The sequence below is a fragment of the Rhizobium sp. ZX09 genome (genome assembly GCF_017357485.1).
GTDB classification, from domain to species: Bacteria; Pseudomonadota; Alphaproteobacteria; order Rhizobiales; family Rhizobiaceae; genus Agrobacterium; species Agrobacterium pusense.
On sequence record NZ_CP031364.1, the window covers coordinates 1,216,439 to 1,233,489 of the forward strand.

The 17,051-nt window shown below is 59.7% G+C and carries 17 protein-coding genes; 8 read left to right on the plus strand and 9 right to left on the minus strand.

Annotation, left to right across the window (positions count from 1 at the left end; genetic code table 11):
• Positions 1-140 precede the first annotated feature (140 nt).
• From cydD to cydX, 5 genes are all read left to right on the plus strand, one after another.
• A complete protein-coding gene (gene cydD / locus BTN45_RS20280; protein WP_207591688.1) occupies positions 141-1,787 on the plus strand; it encodes a thiol reductant ABC exporter subunit CydD in 1,647 nt (548 codons plus the stop codon).
• Complete coding sequence (locus tag BTN45_RS20285) at positions 1,784-3,469, plus strand: amino acid ABC transporter ATP-binding/permease protein (RefSeq protein WP_207590745.1); 1,686 nt, start codon at positions 1,784-1,786, stop codon at positions 3,467-3,469. Before cydD ends, BTN45_RS20285 begins: the two co-directional genes overlap by 4 nt.
• Positions 3,470-3,537: 68 nt before the next feature.
• On the plus strand, positions 3,538-5,115 hold the full coding sequence (locus BTN45_RS20290) for a cytochrome ubiquinol oxidase subunit I (RefSeq protein ID WP_006698090.1): 1,578 nt from the start codon (positions 3,538-3,540) through the stop codon (positions 5,113-5,115).
• A gap of 6 nt (positions 5,116-5,121) precedes the next feature.
• The gene (cydB, locus tag BTN45_RS20295; RefSeq protein WP_207590746.1) at positions 5,122-6,279 is read left to right on the plus strand and encodes a cytochrome d ubiquinol oxidase subunit II; all 1,158 of its coding nucleotides are present in this window, start codon (positions 5,122-5,124) and stop codon (positions 6,277-6,279) included.
• A 22-nt stretch (positions 6,280-6,301) separates the two neighbouring features.
• Positions 6,302-6,424: a cytochrome bd-I oxidase subunit CydX gene (gene cydX, locus BTN45_RS20300; RefSeq protein ID WP_006698088.1), complete on the plus strand. Its 123-nt coding sequence runs from the start codon at positions 6,302-6,304 to the stop codon at positions 6,422-6,424.
• Between the two features lie 86 nt (positions 6,425-6,510).
• Here cydX and BTN45_RS20305 read toward each other — a convergent pair whose 3' ends face one another.
• The 7 genes from BTN45_RS20305 to BTN45_RS20335 form a co-directional block, all read right to left on the minus strand.
• Positions 6,511-6,699: a hypothetical protein gene (locus BTN45_RS20305; protein ID WP_004437805.1), complete on the minus strand. Its 189-nt coding sequence runs from the start codon at positions 6,697-6,699 to the stop codon at positions 6,511-6,513.
• Positions 6,700-6,719: 20 nt separating this feature from the next.
• A complete protein-coding gene (locus BTN45_RS20310; RefSeq protein ID WP_004437809.1) occupies positions 6,720-7,145 on the minus strand; it encodes a DUF3597 domain-containing protein in 426 nt (141 codons plus the stop codon).
• A 12-nt stretch (positions 7,146-7,157) separates the two neighbouring features.
• Complete coding sequence (locus tag BTN45_RS20315) at positions 7,158-7,409, minus strand: GlsB/YeaQ/YmgE family stress response membrane protein (protein WP_004437812.1); 252 nt, start codon at positions 7,407-7,409, stop codon at positions 7,158-7,160.
• A 135-nt stretch (positions 7,410-7,544) separates the two neighbouring features.
• Complete coding sequence (gene nadC, locus BTN45_RS20320) at positions 7,545-8,402, minus strand: carboxylating nicotinate-nucleotide diphosphorylase (RefSeq protein ID WP_207590747.1); 858 nt, start codon at positions 8,400-8,402, stop codon at positions 7,545-7,547.
• 1 nt (position 8,403) lies between these two features.
• Complete coding sequence (locus BTN45_RS20325; RefSeq protein WP_207590749.1) at positions 8,404-9,969, minus strand: L-aspartate oxidase; 1,566 nt, start codon at positions 9,967-9,969, stop codon at positions 8,404-8,406.
• On the minus strand, positions 9,966-10,937 hold the full coding sequence (gene nadA, locus BTN45_RS20330) for a quinolinate synthase NadA (RefSeq protein ID WP_207590751.1): 972 nt from the start codon (positions 10,935-10,937) through the stop codon (positions 9,966-9,968). The genes BTN45_RS20325 and nadA overlap by 4 nt, the downstream gene beginning before the upstream one ends.
• 69 nt (positions 10,938-11,006) lie before the next feature.
• The gene (locus BTN45_RS20335) at positions 11,007-11,909 is read right to left on the minus strand and encodes a membrane protein (RefSeq protein ID WP_035210713.1); all 903 of its coding nucleotides are present in this window, start codon (positions 11,907-11,909) and stop codon (positions 11,007-11,009) included.
• A gap of 206 nt (positions 11,910-12,115) precedes the next feature.
• Here BTN45_RS20335 and BTN45_RS20340 point away from each other — a divergent pair, with 206 nt between their 5' ends.
• The 3 genes from BTN45_RS20340 (at position 12,116) to BTN45_RS20350 (ending at position 14,685) form a co-directional block, all read left to right on the plus strand.
• The gene (locus tag BTN45_RS20340; RefSeq protein ID WP_006698082.1) at positions 12,116-12,490 is read left to right on the plus strand and encodes a PAS domain-containing protein; all 375 of its coding nucleotides are present in this window, start codon (positions 12,116-12,118) and stop codon (positions 12,488-12,490) included.
• A gap of 75 nt (positions 12,491-12,565) precedes the next feature.
• Positions 12,566-13,066, plus strand: coding sequence for a thermonuclease family protein (locus tag BTN45_RS20345; RefSeq protein WP_207590753.1), 501 nt, complete (start codon positions 12,566-12,568; stop codon positions 13,064-13,066).
• Between the two features lie 179 nt (positions 13,067-13,245).
• Positions 13,246-14,685, plus strand: a complete 1,440-nt coding sequence (locus BTN45_RS20350; protein ID WP_207590759.1) for a tyrosine-type recombinase/integrase — start codon at positions 13,246-13,248, stop codon at positions 14,683-14,685.
• A gap of 71 nt (positions 14,686-14,756) precedes the next feature.
• Here the strand turns inward: BTN45_RS20350 and BTN45_RS20355 are convergent, their stop codons facing one another.
• Positions 14,757-15,332 carry a hypothetical protein gene (locus BTN45_RS20355; protein WP_207590760.1) on the minus strand — a complete coding sequence of 192 codons (576 nt, stop codon included), beginning with the start codon at positions 15,330-15,332 and terminating at the stop codon, positions 14,757-14,759.
• A 19-nt stretch (positions 15,333-15,351) separates the two neighbouring features.
• Complete coding sequence (locus tag BTN45_RS20360; protein WP_207590761.1) at positions 15,352-17,025, minus strand: DUF4365 domain-containing protein; 1,674 nt, start codon at positions 17,023-17,025, stop codon at positions 15,352-15,354.
• Positions 17,026-17,051 lie beyond the last annotated feature (26 nt).

Sequence of the window (17,051 nt, forward strand, 5' to 3'; positions counted from 1 at the left end):
TGTCAGCCCAGACCCCTCCCTTGGCCGACAGCCGCGATGACGGCTGTTCCGCGCCGGTTGCACTGTCGCTCGGTACGCGGCGGGTCTTTTCCATTCCTGGCCGCAAGCCCCGCGCCGATAAAGCGCCCACCCCGCAAAAAATGCACGCACCGGCGGCGGCAAGATCGGCTTCCCTGCTGCATGTTCTCGTTTCGCTGTTCTGGTTGCCACAGGCGGGTCTGCTTGCCTTTTCTGTCGGAAAAATTGCTGATGGTGCGCCAATGATGGAGCTCATGCCGCCGGCTGCCGCCATTTTTCTTCTTGGTATCCTCAAGGCCCTTCTGGAAAGAACCGCAGCGCGCATGTCGTTCCGTATGGCGCGGGCGGCTCTTTCGCAGCGGCGGCTGGAAGCGCTCCACGCCCTGGCCAGGGTCTCCCCGCTCGACCTCTCGCGAACGGCTTCCGGTGAGGTGGCAGCTGTCGTCGCCGAAACGTCGGAGGCACTGGTGCCTTATCTTTCCCGTTTTCAGCCGGCAAGGATGAAGGCAACGATCGTTCCCGTGGCATATGCCCTCGTCATCCTTCCGTTCAGCTGGATCGCGGCGCTGGTGCTTTTGCTTGCCATGCCGACCATTCCGCTGTTCATGGCTTTGATCGGTTGGCAGGCCAAGGCCGCTAGTGAAAAGCAGCTTGCCGAGGCCGGCAATATGAACGCTTTCCTGCTCGACCGGCTGCGCGGGCTGGAAACGATTCGGGCGCTGGAAGCGGTCGATCTAACGGCCACACGCCTGAGCGCCGATGCGCAGAACCTCAAGAAGAGAACGATGGCGGTGCTCAGGATCGCCTTTCTCTCATCGGCAGTGCTTGAGCTTTTCGCGGCGCTCGGCGTCGCCATGACGGCCGTTTACATTGGTTTCCATCTGCTCGGCTTTCTCGATTTCGGCGCGTGGGGTCAGAAACTGACGCTTGCCGAAGGTCTTTTCATCTTGCTTCTCGCGCCGGCATTTTTCGAGCCTCTGCGGGAATTGTCCGCCGTCTGGCACGACCGGGCGGCCGGCGAGGCTGCGCTCGGCGCGCTCGACAATCTGGCGAAGGGTGGGTCGGCTATTGCAGGCACGGGCAAGGACGCGCCGGACGTGACAGTTGCGACGCCGGCAACCGTGCATTTGCATGACCTGACCTTCGCCTATCCCGGTGCATCGCCCGTGCTTCGAAATTTCGATTTCAATGTCCGGGCGGGTGAAACAGTGGCACTTCTCGGACCCTCTGGTTGCGGCAAATCCACGGTGCTCTCCCTTGTTGCCGGGCTCGCCAAGGCCCAGGGCGGCACGATAAAAATCGGCGGCACCGTACTCGACGATGAGACGGCGGACATACTGCGCAAATCCATCGGCTGGATTGGCCAGAAGCCGTTTTTCACAGCCGGCTCGCTGGAGGCGAACATTCGCTTCGGCCGGGCCGGCATCACGCGGAGCATGGTTGACATGGCGCTCGAAAGCACCGGCCTCGATCAATTGTCGTCTTCCCGCGGGCATCTGCCGGTGGGAGATGGCGGCCATGGCATTTCCGGCGGTGAAGCGGTGCGGCTCGCCATTGCCCGTGCCTTCGCCGACCCCGCCGCACGGCTCATTCTGGCCGATGAGCCAACGGCGCATCTCGACCGCGAGACGGCCGAACTCGTTACGGAAAACCTGCTGCAACTGGCAAAGGGAAGGACGTTGATCGTCGCGACCCATGATCCGGTGCTGGCCGCGCGCATGGACAGGGTCGTGGATATGGCGGCGGTGAGATCGGGAGATCCCTCATGATGTCACGCTTCGCCATATTGAAACCCGTTATCGCCCTCTTCTGGTCGGCACGGAGCGGCATGTTGCTGGCCGGTGCGGCTCTGGCGGCGACCACAGTGCTGGCAGGCATCGGTCTGCTTGGCATATCCGGCTGGTTTATCACGGCCACCGCTATTGCCGGCCTGCTTCCGGCGACAGCTTATGCTTTCGACGTTTTTGCACCTTCAGCCGCCATTCGCCTTCTCGCGCTGGCCCGCACCGCCGCGCGGTATGGTGAGCGCATGACGACCCACGAGGCCACGCTTTCCATCCTCGCGGCACTTCGGGAAAAGCTGTTTCGCGGTTTTGCAGCGCCGCAGGCGGCGAAAAATCTCCAGGCAAGGCCGGCGCGCCTTTTGAACCGGCTGACAGCGGATATCGATGCGCTGGATTCACTCTACCTGCGTGTGCTGCTTCCCGCGGCCGTCGCGGCCCTTGCGGCGATCGCAACCGGCATCTGGCTTGCTTTCATCGATCCGCTTGCCGGTCTTCTGGCTGCATTGTTTCTTGTCGCTTCCGGCCTCGGTATTGCGGTGCGCGCAGCTGTGCGGGCGGAGAAATTCTCGCGCCGAAGGGCGGTCGGTCTGGAGGCGCTACGCGCTCGCGCGGCGGATCTTGTCGGCGGGCAGGCGGAACTGCTCGTGGCCGGCCGGCTCGCCTCACAGGTCGAGGCGGTGAAACGGGCCGATGATTATCTGCTCGATTGCGATGAAGCTTTGAACCGCATTGAGACGAATGCCGGGTTTTCCTTCGGCGTTGCAACGGCGGTACTTTTGAGCGCGACGCTTCTCGGCGTGGCCTGGCTGGCGGAGCAGGAAAAGCTCGGTGCGCCCGCCGCGGCGCTTGGTCTGCTGGTCTGTCTGGCGGCGCTGGAGCCGTTCACGGCGCTGCGCCGTGGGGCGATGGAACTGGGACGAACGCTTTTTTCCGCACGCCGCATTGCACCACGGCTCGCGCCTGCAGCTGCGTTGCACTGTCCGCCCCTGCCGGCTGGCGGCATTGCGGCCAAGCTTCAGGGCGTGCGCCTCGAACGTGAAGGCAACGTAGTGCTGGCGGGTATCGAGCTTGAGATCTGCGCCGGAGAAAGGCTTGCGATCGTCGGTCCAAGCGGCGCGGGCAAGACAAGCCTCATCCAGCTGCTGGCGGGCGAATTGCAGCCGTCGGCAGGCACGGTCAGCGCGCTGCCGTCCAGCCCTATGACACAGAGAAGCCAGCTCTTCCGCGACAGCATCGCCGACAATCTAAGGCTGGCAAATCCTGCCGCGACCGAGAGCCAGTTGTGGGAGGTCCTCACGGCGGCGGGCCTTGCCGAACACGTCAAGGCCATGCCGGGTCGACTGGAGGCGAGGCTTGGCGAAGCGGGACAGGGGCTTTCCAGCGGCCAGTCGCGCCGGCTTGCGCTGGCCCGCTTCCTGCTCACCGACAAGCCCCTCTGGCTTCTCGACGAGGTGACGGAAGGGCTGGACGGCGAGACCGCCCGCGACGTGCTTGCCCGCCTGTTTGCCTCGGCGGAGGGCAGGACCGTCGTGGTCATCACCCATAATCGCCGCGAGGCGGAATTCGCAGACCGCATCGTCGTGCTGAAAGAGGGGCGTCAATTTGATGAATGTCAAAGCGGCACTCCGGAATACGGCGTAGTGCTGAACACATTGCGCCCGGACTGAGATTTTTTTGAGAGCCGGCGTCGTCTTACAAATGGAAGGCCGGCCTTCCGGAAAAGGTGGATAAGACCATGGAACTCGACATAGTGGCGCTGTCGCGCCTGCAATTTGCGGTGACGGCTCTCTATCACTTTCTGTTCGTTCCCCTGACGATCGGACTATCGGTGGTGATCGCCATCATGGAAACGGTCTATGTCATGACCGGCCGCACAATCTGGCGGCAGATGACGAAATTCTGGGGCACCCTGTTCGGTATCAATTTCGTGCTGGGCGTCTCCACGGGCATCGTCATGGAATTCCAGTTCGGTATGAACTGGAGTTACTACAGCCATTATGTCGGCGATATCTTCGGTGCGCCGTTGGCGATCGAGGGCATGATGGCCTTCTTCCTGGAAGCCACCTTCGTCGGTCTGTTCTTTTTCGGCTGGGATAAACTGTCGAAGCTCGGCCATCTCGTCGCGACATGGTGCGTGGCGCTCGGCTCCAATTTCTCAGCGCTTTGGATATTGATCGCCAATGGCTGGATGCAGAACCCCACGGGCTCCGCCTTCAATCCCCAGACCATGCGCATGGAAGTAACTGACTTCTTTGAAGTCCTGTTCAACCCGGTGGCGCAGGCGAAGTTCGTTCACACGGTTTCCGCCGGTTATGTCACGGCATCCATCTTCGTGCTCGGCGTTTCCGCCTGGTATGTGCTGAAAGGCCGCCATGTCGATCTTGCCAAACGCTCGATGACGGTTGCTGCCTCATTCGGCCTGGCGTCCGCGCTGTCCGTCGTCGTGCTGGGTGATGAAAGTGGTTATCTTTCGACCGAACACCAGAAGATGAAGCTCGCCTCCATCGAAGCCATGTGGGAGACGGAGCCTGCGCCGGCCCCGTTCACCGCCATCGGCTTTCCGGATCAGGAATCGCGCGAGACACATTTTGCCGTGAAGATCCCGTGGGTCATGGGCCTCATCGGCACACGCTCGCTCGATACGGAAATTCCCGGTATCAACGATCTCGTGGAGCAGGCCAAAACCCGCATCCGCGACGGCATCAAGGCCTATGATGCCCTGATGCAGATTCGCGCCACCGGCAAGGGCGCCGAATTGCCGGAAGAGGTGCGCGGCACCTTCGCGGAACTCGGCCATGAGCTCGGTTACGCCCTGCTGCTGAAACGCTACGTGGACGATCCTCGTCAGGCGAGCGAAGAGCAGATCGCCAAGGCGGCGGCGGATACCATCCCGCATGTGCCGACGCTCTTCTGGTCGTTCCGCATCATGGTTGGTCTCGGCATGTTCTTCATCCTTCTGACCGCGACCTTCTTCTATCTTTCGGCCCGCCGCCGGCTGGATCATTACCCGTTGCTGCTGAAGGTGGCGGTATTCGCCATTCCGCTGCCATGGATCGCGGCGGAAATGGGCTGGGTCGTGGCCGAGTTCGGCCGCCAGCCATGGATCATCGAGGGCGTGTTGCCGACCGCAGCCGCCGTCTCCAGTCTCAGTGCGTCCACGGTCCTCATCACGCTCCTGTGCTTCATCGCCATCTACACGGTGCTGTTCATCGTCGAGATGGGGCTGATGTTGAAAGCGATCCGCAAGGGCCCCGATCCGGACCATCAGCCGGAAGCGCCGCTCGTTCCTGAAAAACTCGTCGCTGCGGAGTAAACGATCATGATATTGCACCAACTCATCGACTACGAAATCCTCCGCATCATCTGGTGGCTGCTGCTTGGCGTGGTGCTGATCGGTTTTGCCGTGACCGGCGGTTTCGATCTCGGCACCGGCGCGCTGTTGCCCTTCGTGGCGAAAACGGATGTGGAGCGGCGTGTCGTCATCAATTCCATCGGCCCGGTCTGGGAGGGTAATCAGGTCTGGCTCATCCTTGGTGGCGGAGCGATCTTCGCGGCCTGGCCGCCGCTTTATGCGGTGTCATTCTCGGGGTTCTATCTGGCGATGTTCGCCACCCTGTTTGCACTGATCCTGCGGCCGGTCGGTTTCAAATATCGGTCCAAGCGCGAGAGCACCGCATGGCGCACCGGCTGGGACTGGGCGCTTTTCATCGGCGGCTTCGTTCCTTCGCTTATCTTCGGCGTGGCGATCGGCAACGTACTGCAGGGTGTTCCCTTCCACCTTGATGACGATCTCAGGATTTTCTATGACGGGACGACGCTGTTTGAACTTCTGAACCCCTACGCCATTCTCTGCGGGCTTGTATCCGTCGCCATGCTGGTCATGCATGGCGCCGCATGGCTGGTACTGAAAACGGATGGTCCGGTGGCGGCCCGCGCCCGCAGTTTCGGCTTCGTCGCCGCACTTGCCACCACCGTTCTCTTCGCGCTTGGCGGCGTTCTTCTGTGGCTTGGTATCGATGGTTATCGCTTCACCTCGGAAGTCGTGACCGATGGGCCGTCCAATCCCTTGTCAAAGACGGTGGAGATTGCAACCGGGGTCTGGTTCTCCAATTATGCAGAGCATCCATGGATGATGCTGGCGCCGGCCCTCGGCCTTGTTTTTCCGCTCGTCGCATTGCTGTTGTTGACGCTGCGCCGGGAGGTGATGGCGCTGCTTGCCAGTTCGCTCGCAATCTTCGGCATCATCTCGACGGTGGGGCTCACGATGTTTCCTTTCATCCTTCCGTCTTCGGTCGATCCGAAATCGAGCCTGACGGTATGGGACGCGTCCTCCAGCCATATGACGCTGTTCATCATGCTGGTCGTCGCCCTCATCTTCATCCCGATCATCGTCGCCTACACCTCGTGGGTCTATCGGGTGCTGTGGGGCAAGGTGGATGAAAAGGCGATCCGCGATGACAGCGGTCATGCTTATTGATCAAGAAAGAAGGAGATCGAACATGTGGTACTTCGCCTGGCTGCTCGGCCTGCCTCTCGCCGCCATCTTCGCCGTCATGAATGCGATGTGGTATGAGTTGATGGAAGAAAACGCGAAAAAGGCCGAAGCCAAGCTGGATAGATAGCGGCTTGATGTGCGCGACACGAAAGGGGCGGCATCCAAACCGGATGCCGCCCCTTTTTTAATGCCGGTGCCTGCCAGGGCGCTGCTTCAGTGGATAGCAATACCGCGCTTGTCCGCTTCTTCCTTGATAATGTCTTCGACGATGGTTCGCTTCAGACCCGGATCTCCCAAAAGGTAATCGTCGGCGATTTCGAAGATCGACTTCGGGTTCTCCGTTCCCTGCAGGGTGTCGAGATCGCGACCGATCTGCTCCCTCAAGCTGGAATAGTCGTCCATGGCGGCCTCCGTTTATCGGTTCAGTCCAGAAGTTCGGCCGGAACCTTGCCGCCGTTTTCGGAAAGTTTCTTGATGACGGCCTTGTGCAGCCAGATGTTCATGGTGGCCGAATCCGAGGTATCGCCGGTGTAACCGAGTTCGCTGGCGAGTTCCTTTCGGGCGGTCAGGCTGCTGTCGAGGTCGAGGGCCTTGAGAAGGTCGACGATGGAGTGCTTCCAGTCCAGCTTCTGGCCGTTTTTCTTGACCGCCGCATCCAGGATGGACGCTACATCGACGTTGCCGGTAGAAGCCGGTGCCGCCGTTGTCGGTGCAGGTGAAGCCGGTGCGGCAGGTGCCGCTGCAGTTGTGCTGGCAGTGCCCGTCGGCGTGCCGGCCGGAGCCGAAGTCTGTGGGGCGGCTTCCGCCTTGCCGAAAATCGCGTTCTTGATCTTGTCGAAAAAGCTCATTCTGTCCTCCCCTTAGCGGCGAAATGCACGCCCGACGGCAATAAGAATGCAGGCGCCGATGAAACCGGCAATGAGATAGCCAATCCAGCCGCCAAGCGAAACGCCCACCAGTCCCAGAAGGAAATTGGCGACGATGGCACCGACAATGCCAAGGATAATGTTCATGAAAACACCCATATTGCTTTTCATGAACTGTTCGGCGAGCCAACCAGCTACGCCGCCAATGATGATTGCTGCAATCCAGCCAACTTGTGCGTCTTCCATAACAGGCCTTTCCTTTCTAAGAGAGGTCAAAAGGCATATGGACCCGCTTTGTGCGCACGTCCCCCCGCCTTGAATCGACCCCAGGCGGAATAATAACGATGGCGCGGAAAATTTGTTCCGTGCCGCGTGCAGGCTTCAATTTTTGCTCTCGAAATCCAGTCCGATATCCAGAACCGGCGCGCTGTGGGTCAGCCAGCCGATGGAGATGAGGTCGACGCCCGTGGCGGCGATGGCCGCAGCCGTCTGTGGAGTGATGCGCCCGGACGCTTCGGTAATGGCACGACCGGCGACAATTTTCACCGCTTCGCGCAGCTGTTCAGGCATCATATTGTCGAGAAGAACCGCATCGACACCTTCATCCATCGCCTCGCGCAACTGCGAAAGCGTATCCACCTCGACTTCTATCTTGACGAGATGGCCGACACCCTTTTTTGCACGGCGGATCGCGTCACGCACGCTGCCCGCCACGGCGATGTGGTTGTCCTTGATGAGAACAGCGTCATAGAGTGCAAAACGGTGGTTCATGCCGCCGCCGGCGCGCACGGCGTATTTTTCCAGTGCCCGGAGGCCTGGTGTGGTCTTGCGGGTGCAGGCGACCGAAGCATTGGTCCCGGCGATGGCCGCGACGATCTTAGCCGTGACGGAGGCGATGCCCGACAGGTGGCCGAGGAAATTCAAAGCCGTACGCTCTGCCGTCAAAAGCCCGCGTGAAGGCCCCCTGATCGTTGCGACGGTGTCGCCCGGTGCGACGGAAGCTCCATCCTGCACGTTCCGCTCTATCGTGATGGCGGGGTCCACGAGCTGGAAGGCCAGTTCCGCAGCATCAAGCCCGGCGACGACACCCTCTTCGCGTGCCGCCATGACGACGACCGACCGGTGATCGGCGGGAATGACGGCGGTAGAAGTGACGTCGCCCGCAAGGCCCAGGTCTTCCAGAAGGGCGTTACGGACCAGCGGTTCGATGATGAGGCGGGGCAGGGGGGCAAGGGTCATGTCAGGCGGTCCGTGCGAAGCTGGAAGAGGAGGGGCTGGTCGAGGAAAGGGCATGGGCAAGGTCAATCACCTCTGCCATGCTCAGGCGACGCCTCGTCGCCGTCGCATCCTTCCCAGGAAAATCATCGCGGAAATGCGCTCCGCGCGATTCCGTCCGCAAGGCGGCAAAAATGGCGATTGCCAGACCCACGAGGGCGGGATCGGATGCCGGGCCCTTTCCCTCCACGAGCGGCAGTAAATCCCGGATCGCCTCGGTTAGACCCGTCGCATGTCTGACGATACCGAGATGTCGGGATATGATGGTGCGGACGGTGGCGGGATCGGCGGCAGGATGGTCCACCGTGCGGGTTGCAGAAGCGGTGGTACTCGGCGGTGCGAACGAGGGCTGGGTGGCGATATCCTGCGCCGCACGCATACCCATTGCGGCAGCTTCCAGCAGGGAATTGCTGGCCAGCCGGTTGGCGCCGTGAAGCCCCGTGCAGGCGGCCTCGCCGGCGACCCACAGGCCCGGCACCGAACTTCGCCCTCTGCCGTCCGTGGCAATGCCGCCCATATGATAGTGCACGGCAGGGCGCACGGGCACCAGTTCACGGGCCGGATCTATTCCAGCCTCCCGGCAGAGCAGGTCGATTGCAGGAAACCGGGCGGAAAAGCCGGAGCCAAGGGCCTTGCGGGCGTCAAGAAACACCCTGCCGCCGCGCAGGATTTCACGATCTATCGCGCGTGCGACGACGTCGCGGGAGGCGAGTTCCGCGCCGGGAACAGGGGCCATGAACCTTTCACCGCTTTCGTTGAGGAGAAGTGCGCCTTCGCCCCGCACCGCCTCGCTGACCAGCGCCAGCGGCCGCCGCGCTGAAGAAAGCGCCGTCGGATGGAACTGTACGAATTCCATGTCGGCAAGAATTGCGCCGGCGCGGGCGGCCAGCATGATGCCCTGTCCGAAATTGCCGGAAGGATTGGTCGTGGCCTCGTAGAGGCCACCGAGGCCGCCAGTGGCGAGAACCACCCGCGTTGCCGGCAGAACGAAGCCGCCTTTCGGTCCGGCGCAGGCGAGGCCAGCAATCGCGCCGTCCTGTATCAGCAGCCGGCGCACTTCGGTGCCTTCAAGAACCGTGATCGACGGTGTGCGCAGAACGGCGGCGGCGAGAGCCCTGACGATGGCCGCGCCCGAACCGTCGCCCTCGGCGTGCAGGATGCGCCTTCGGCTGTGGGCGGCCTCCAGCCCGAAGATGGGCCTGCCATCGGCGTCCCGGTCGAAGCGCACCCCGGCCTGCTCCAGCGCCTCGATGACAGCAGGGGCGGCGGAAACGATATCGGCGGCCATTTCCGCATCGCAGAGACCGTCTCCAGCGGCGAGCGTATCGGCAAGATGCAGCGCGACGCTGTCATCGGGACCGAGGCTTGCGGCAATGCCGCCCTGCGCCCAGGCGCTCGACGTTTCGCCGCCAAGCGCACCACGTGTCAGAAGGAGCACGGGCTGCGGCGCAAGTGTCAGCGCCGCCATCAGGCCGGCAATGCCGCTGCCGACGATGGCCGTCCAGTCCTGCTGCGGCAAGCGCTCGCTCATACTTCCAGCATCCTTTCCACCGCGCGACGGGCGGCGGCGGCGATGGCCGGATCGACAGTCACTTCGTGGCGGTTTTCCTCAAGGGCTGTGCGGATATTTCCGAGCGTGATGCGTTTCATGTGCGGGCAGAGATTACACGGGCGGATAAATTCGACGTCCGGGTGATGCACGGCGACATTGTCGCTCATCGAGCACTCCGTCAGAAGCACCACGCGGGCGGGGCGCTCACGACCGACATAGTCGGACATGACGGCGGTAGAGCCGGAAAAATCCGCGACCTCGACAACCTCAGGCGGACATTCGGGATGCGCCAGTACGATCACGCCGGGATGGCTTTCCCGCAGCTCCCTGATGTCATCGGTGGTGAAAAGCTCGTGCACTTCGCAATGGCCGCGCCAGGCGATCAGTTCGACATTGGTTTCCTTGGCCACGTTCTTCGCCAGATATTCATCCGGCAGCATCAAGACGCGCGGCACGCCGAGAGATTCCACCACCTGGCGGGCATTACCCGACGTGCAGCAGATATCGGACGCCGCCTTCACTGCGGCGGACGTGTTCACATAGGTCACAACAGGCACGCCGGGATAGGCCTTTCGCAGGAGGGCGATATCCTCCGGCGTGATGGAATCGGCAAGCGAACAGCCGGCAGCCATATCCGGAATGAGCACGGTTTTTCCCGGATTGAGCAGCTTCGCCGTCTCGGCCATGAAATGCACGCCGGCGAGAACGATGACATCCGCCTCCACCTCCATCGCCTTGCGGGCAAGGGCAAGGCTGTCGCCGACGATATCGGCGACACCGTGGAATATTTCAGGTGTCTGGTAATTATGGGCGAGGATGACGGCATTACGCTTGCGCTTCAACTCAAGGATCGCCTCCACATCGTCCTGGAAACTAATCCATTCGGCCTTGGGAATGACGCGGGCGACTCGGTCGTAAAGGCTTGCGGCGGAAATCTGCTCGTTCACGGTGCTCTCTCATTTATGCTCGTTTTGAGTATATCTAGAACGAAGAGATATTCTCATTATGAGCATATGTCAATTGCGGGAGAGCGGCAGTTTCGTTCCGGAAAGGGCGCGTTCATCGAGGACGGTCTGGCGGAAGCGGAAAAGCTTTGCCGGTCGTCCGCCGGTTTCCGTAGCCATGTCGCCGGTTTCTTCCACCAGTTGCTGCTGTTCGATCAGCCGGCGAAAATTCTGCTTGTGCAGCGTCAGCCCGGCCAACGCCTCGACGGCGCGCTGCAATTGCAGCAGCGTGAAGGTGTCGGCCATCAGTTCGAATACCACCGGCCGGTATTTGATTTTGGCCCTCAACCGGGCAATTCCGGTGGCGAGGATGCGGCGGTGATCGGCGAACATCGGCCTTCCGAAATTGATCCGGGGTTCGGCCTGCGCTTCCTCAACCAGCCCCGCCTCATACAGCAGCTCATAACGCTGAAGGGTGAGTTCCTCGTTCCAGCCGCCGCCGTCGAGGCCGAAGGTAAAATCGGCCCGCAAGTGGCGCTGGCTTTTACAAGATGGGTCGGAATCCGCCCATGCCCGCAGCTTCTCGATGATGCTGGCGAGAACCGCGGGGCGTCCTTGGCGATGGTCTTCCCACGGGAAGTAATCGTACCACCCGTGCCAGAAAGGACGTTTGCCGTCCATCGCCTCCTGTTCGCGGACAAGTCCCAGATAGCCGATGGAGATGGTTCTGCCGCCCGGAATATCGTTGTTTCGGTCGCGGTCGGCGAAGGTGTAAAGCTGCTCGAGATAACCGACGGGATGATGCGTCTGCTCGTGAATCCATTCCCGCAAGCCGCTTTGAAGCGTCCTGTGACCGAATTCGAAGGGTCCCGAAGGAAGCGCCGCCCCCGCCCGAACGGTCATCACGCGCGGTTCATCTCCGGTAATGGCGGTGACGACGGCAATGAGTTCGGCATGGGCAAGCCCGATAGTCACGGCGGCTCCTGTGATCTGTGGCGGCAAGGTCAACCTTCTTTGGCACAGGAAGATCGCTTCGCCAACATGGCGGCCGAAATGGCCTGTCGATAAGCGACCGGCCAAAAAGATACTATATCAGACAAAAGAATGAATTCTTGTGGTTAGCCGTTTATCGTCCATTATGGTAGAGACCCGCCACAAGCATCTCAGACTGTTGAAGGCCGATGTTGAAGAACATATCTCTCGAAGAGACACTTGTGGGTTACTACACCTGGAATATCGGGCAAAATCTGGTTTATCTGGATGCCGTGGCCGCGCGCCTGCGGGAGGTTCGTCCGGAAAAGGCCGCCCGCGGTATCCCGGTAGAGGATTTTATTGCACAAATCGAAAGCGGCTCCCGGGCGCGTGTGGCTGAAGCGGTCTATAATTCGCTGACGAACGGCGTGTTTTACGATCAGGAATATCGTATCCAGCTCACCTCTGGTGGTTTTCGCTGGCTGCGGACAACAGGACGGGTGATCCTCGACAGCGATCGGCTTCCGATTATGGCCATGGGCACGGTCAGGGATATCAGCGCAGGCAAGCTTCTATTGATGTGATGGGCGGCCGTGGCCTCTCGCAAGGGGACGTCAGACCGATTTTATTTTGTTCATTGTTTTTGATGTTGCGGTGACATGGTCCGGCAGGTCGCAATTTTGCTGTTTCAGATCGCCCTGGTCATAGGCGTCGCCATAGCCGGCATGCGTATTGCCTCGCTCGTCAATGGCGAGACTGCCTCCGCCCCGGCAGGACTTGCGCCCAACACCGAACAGCTGTGGACCACCTCGCCCGTACGGGTTGACCCCATCCGGCAGGAATACGAGCGCGTTCCGACCCCACCGGATCCCTTCCCGCTGAAGATGCATGCCGACCAGCGCCTTCGCGTTATCTCCAGCAGCCGCTTCACCTTCAAAAACGAGGAGTTCCGCCTCGCAGGCGTGGAGGAGGTGGAGAGAAACCGTGTTTGCACCACCCCGGACGGCCGCCGTTATGCCTGCGGCCTCGATGCCTTCAAAGCGCTGGAGAACCGTTTGCGCGGCAGACATATCGAATGTCGCGTGGTGGAGGAGAGCGGCGCGCTCCGTTCTCTGGAATGCCGTATCAACGGACAGGATGTGCGGGCGTTATTACGATAGATGGCCGCGTGAGGTGGGACTGAAGGTCGCACGATCCAGATTTTACTGACGTGATGAATTTTGTCTTGGGAAATTTGGTGGAGCTAAGCGGGTCCCCCACGACTGGCGTCTAACCCCTTGAAGCCATTGATAAGGCGTGATAATCGCGGACTAAAGTTGGTCTGAGTGATTGGTCTGAAATGGCAAAAAGTTCGATGCGCTACCTCAGTTTGCGCGGTCTGAAATACTGGTTCAAGCGCGACATCCCGGCGGCGGTCCGTTCTCAGTTTGACGGCAAGAGTGCCTATTTGGTCAATCTGGAGACCGGCGACATTCGCGCTGCAATGGCCCGACGAGACGAATTGCGCCGGGAGACGGACAAGCTGTTCCGAGACGCCAAGTCTGGTAGGTCGTTGGCTCCAGTGATCGACGTGATCCGAGAAAAGGCCGACGTGTGGACGAAGGAGATCGCGGAAGCCGCTGCCGATCCTTGGGCCTGGACCGCCAAAATCTATCATCGTCGCCCGGAAGACATCGAAGACGAGGATGTTGATACCCCCCGAGAGTTCGTCGAGCGAGAAGCCGAGGAAATAGAGCGTACCCATGGGAGGGCAGGACGTGACCGTTTCCTAGACCTCGTCCAAGGTCGCGTAGACGTTGATCATCATATGGAGACTTTCCTTAGCGAAGCGAAGCTCGCGGAGAAGACAACCAAAGAGCGCCGTAATCTTATCAAGCGGTTCGCCAATTGGGCCAAGCTAAAGGGCTGGCCGCTTCACGAGATAACTCGTGCGAGGGCGGGCGCTTACTATTCCGAGGCAATCGCACCCCTCGACGTGCGCACAGCACGAAAACACTTGAGCAGCGTTAAGGTCTATTGGGACTACCTGATTATCCGAGGGCACGTCGCTGGTGATAACCCATGGGACCGCCAAAAGCTCCCGGAACGGGGCCGAAGGGTTGAGCGCAACGGTAAGAAAAAGGAACGGGCCTTCACGAAGGACGAGATCAAAACGCTCATTTACTCGCCCTATCCTGCCGGTACGAGTAAGGCATTTGAAGCCCAACTTAGCGACGCGATGCGCATCTCTGCCCTATCTGGAATGAGAGAGAGTGAGATAGTCACTCTATGGGTCGAAGAATGCCCGATTGACGAGAACGAGAACGGATATTTCGACATACGGCAGGGTAAGACCGGCGCTGCGGAACGACGCGTCCCAATGCACCCGGAACTCCTTGAGATCGTCAAGCGCCGTTCCAAGGGGAAAGGGCCACAAGATTGGCTGTTCGATGAACTAGCTGATAAACGCGATGCCGGGGACATCTTCGGAAAGCGGTTCCGACAATACCGTTTGAAGCTTGGCGTTGACGACAAACATCCGGGTCAGCGGCGCAGTCTGGTCAACTTTCACTCTTTCCGTCGCTGGTTCATTACCGAGGCGGAGCGGGCTGGCGTAGCGGAAAGCACAATATCCTCTGTTGTGGGCCATGAAGAAGGCCGCAAGTCGATAACCCTTAAAACCTATTCTGACGGCCCTGCGTGGCAGCAGATGCGGGTTTGCGTTACCTCTGTGAACCTGCCCGAGCTAAAGGAAAAGACTGAGGTTGTCGAAGCGGCTGAGGCGGTTGAGGCCGCTTAAAACTGACAGAAATTTGCGAGGCATCGACCTCGACAAGTGCGGAGCCATGACCCCCCCGGTGGCCTTCGCGCCTATTGCAGCAAGGCGACCGCTTCCTCTGGCGTTCGAACGGTCATCGCGGGGAAGTCCGGGTGGCCGTTCAGTACCTTGAGGCGCTGATCGCTCGTCACGAAAACGTCGCGGCCCGCATGATCGTGCGCCCACAGGGCTTGAGCATCGAGCATCTGATTGCGCCACCGCATCCCTGCCGGTGAAGTCAGGTCGTTCACGTCGGCACCCTTCGCAGTCGCATACTCGGCCCATTCGACTGGCGATGTGGGGAATAGTAGGCTGTAGATCGCGGCCTCCCGAGCCGATCCTTCTTCTGATCCCCAAACTGAGTGGTCGAAGAATGATACGTCCCATCTGCCGATGGACGGCAGTAGGGGCAAGCCCTCGAAGCCGAGTGCGTTCCGGCGTTCTTCAAAGATTGCGATGCTGGCTAGGAATGTACCGCCTTGCTGTCGCTCTGAGGCGCTGGACGCCACCAATGCTAGGTCAGCCTCTCCCTTTGCTCTTGCGGCGAGCAGCGCCCGGATATGCACGGCTGCTGGCCGGTCTTCTGCCATGTCGATCAAGCAGTTCGTGTCGAGTGTGAACGAGTGCATCTCGTATTATCCTCGGAGTTTACCAATGCTCATGAGCGATCTGCTCATTGTACGCAAGTGCGATACGATCCAGTTCAGTTGCGATAAACTCATCGTAGTTCAAGAAATCCTGACGCCGCTCTTTGAACCTTGAGTAAGCCTCAAAGTGGGTGCGCTTTGCTGCAACCAGCATGACATCTTCGATCAGGCCGAGGTTAGTTGATGCTGCTGCTAAAAATATTGCGTCAGCCCAGCACTCGATGTCATCTTCGAGAATAAAAGTTATCGCCAGTTGAGCGCCGAAGGCATTCATGACGTCACTTCCCGGGAGGGCAGCTTCGCGGATGGAATGCAACCCGCTCCAATCGTTCACGGTCTGCAAGCCACGGCTTTCTGCCCATGCGATAAGCGCCAACTTAAGACGAACTTCTGCTCCCACTGACGATCCCAACTCTGCCAGCGGCTGAAATGCTTCTACGCTAGCGCGAAGGTTTCCGGCGTATAGTTCTGCGTCAGCGAGACAAAAACGGGTGCGCTCGGTCGGGTCAGATGCGAATGCGCATTTGTATGCCTTTGCAGATGCCCTGTATCTGGCACTTCGGAAAAGAATTCCGCCCAACTCCTTAAGATAATAGGAGCGTGTCCAATAGCCTGGTTCGTCTTTTCTGGTGGCATTAAAGGCCTTCACAGCGTCAGAAAATCTGCCTTTTGAGGCCAAGTAGTTCGCATAGGAGTAACGAAGCGCACCCACGCCTTCGCCCTGCACCTGACATGCCGAAATTGCTGCGTTGTAAAATCTATCTGCCGCTTCGGCCGTGCGATCCTGCGGAATGATAGGGGATGCTAGGACTAACCTGAACATAGCGTGACCGAAGCCTTGGCTGGCATGAAGCTCATTCAGAATTGCAAGATCGGTCGCCTCATTCGCGCGACCATTTTGCAGGAGTGCCATAGCCGCTTTCGCGGCTAGATCGTCTCTATGGGTCGCGCGTCTTTCATTAAGGCAAAAACTCGCCACAGCGGCTGATTGAGATATCTGATCTAGCTCCTCCAGCAGCGCTGCCAGTAGATAATAGATGGTGCTGGATAAAGCATCAAAGTCATCTTGGTTGACTTCTGCTTTGACAGAAGCAACGCGTTCGATGCTCAGCATTATTTCTGTTCCAGCAAAAGCCAGCCGGATAGGAACGCCGCTCTGCTGGCGCTGATCTATGAAGTGGAACGAGGTAGAAAGACGGCTAAAAATCCTGCCAAAGCTGATAGATACCTTCGCGGGCACCTCGGCTGGTAGGGCGAGCGAAAAAGCGGTTTTCGGATCACGTCGTTTGATGACCCGGAGGATGGGGATTGTTCGTTCGATCTCACTAAGCGTGTCGTCATCCCATAAATGCCGCTCCCCAAATTTTACGTTGACCGTTTCTGCGCCGGGTTTGCTTTGAGCTAGAGCTTCATTAGCCCACATCCAATATGTGGTATCCGTCGGAACGCAGTATCGTACGATGATCGCCGGTACTTCAAAAGATGTGAGATAGCGCAGCCGGTCGGTTTTGATCTGAACCGATTGGGCACTTTTTTCCACATCTGTCGCCTTGGACTGAACATAGAAAACATCGCCTGTACCGCTGTCATTTTCACCTAACCGCTCCGCTTCCCAATCAACTCCATAGTCCTTGTCCTTTGGACGGAGGATCCATCTCGGCTGGATAGCAAGCATGAACTTCGCTTGGGCACGGTCTTCAA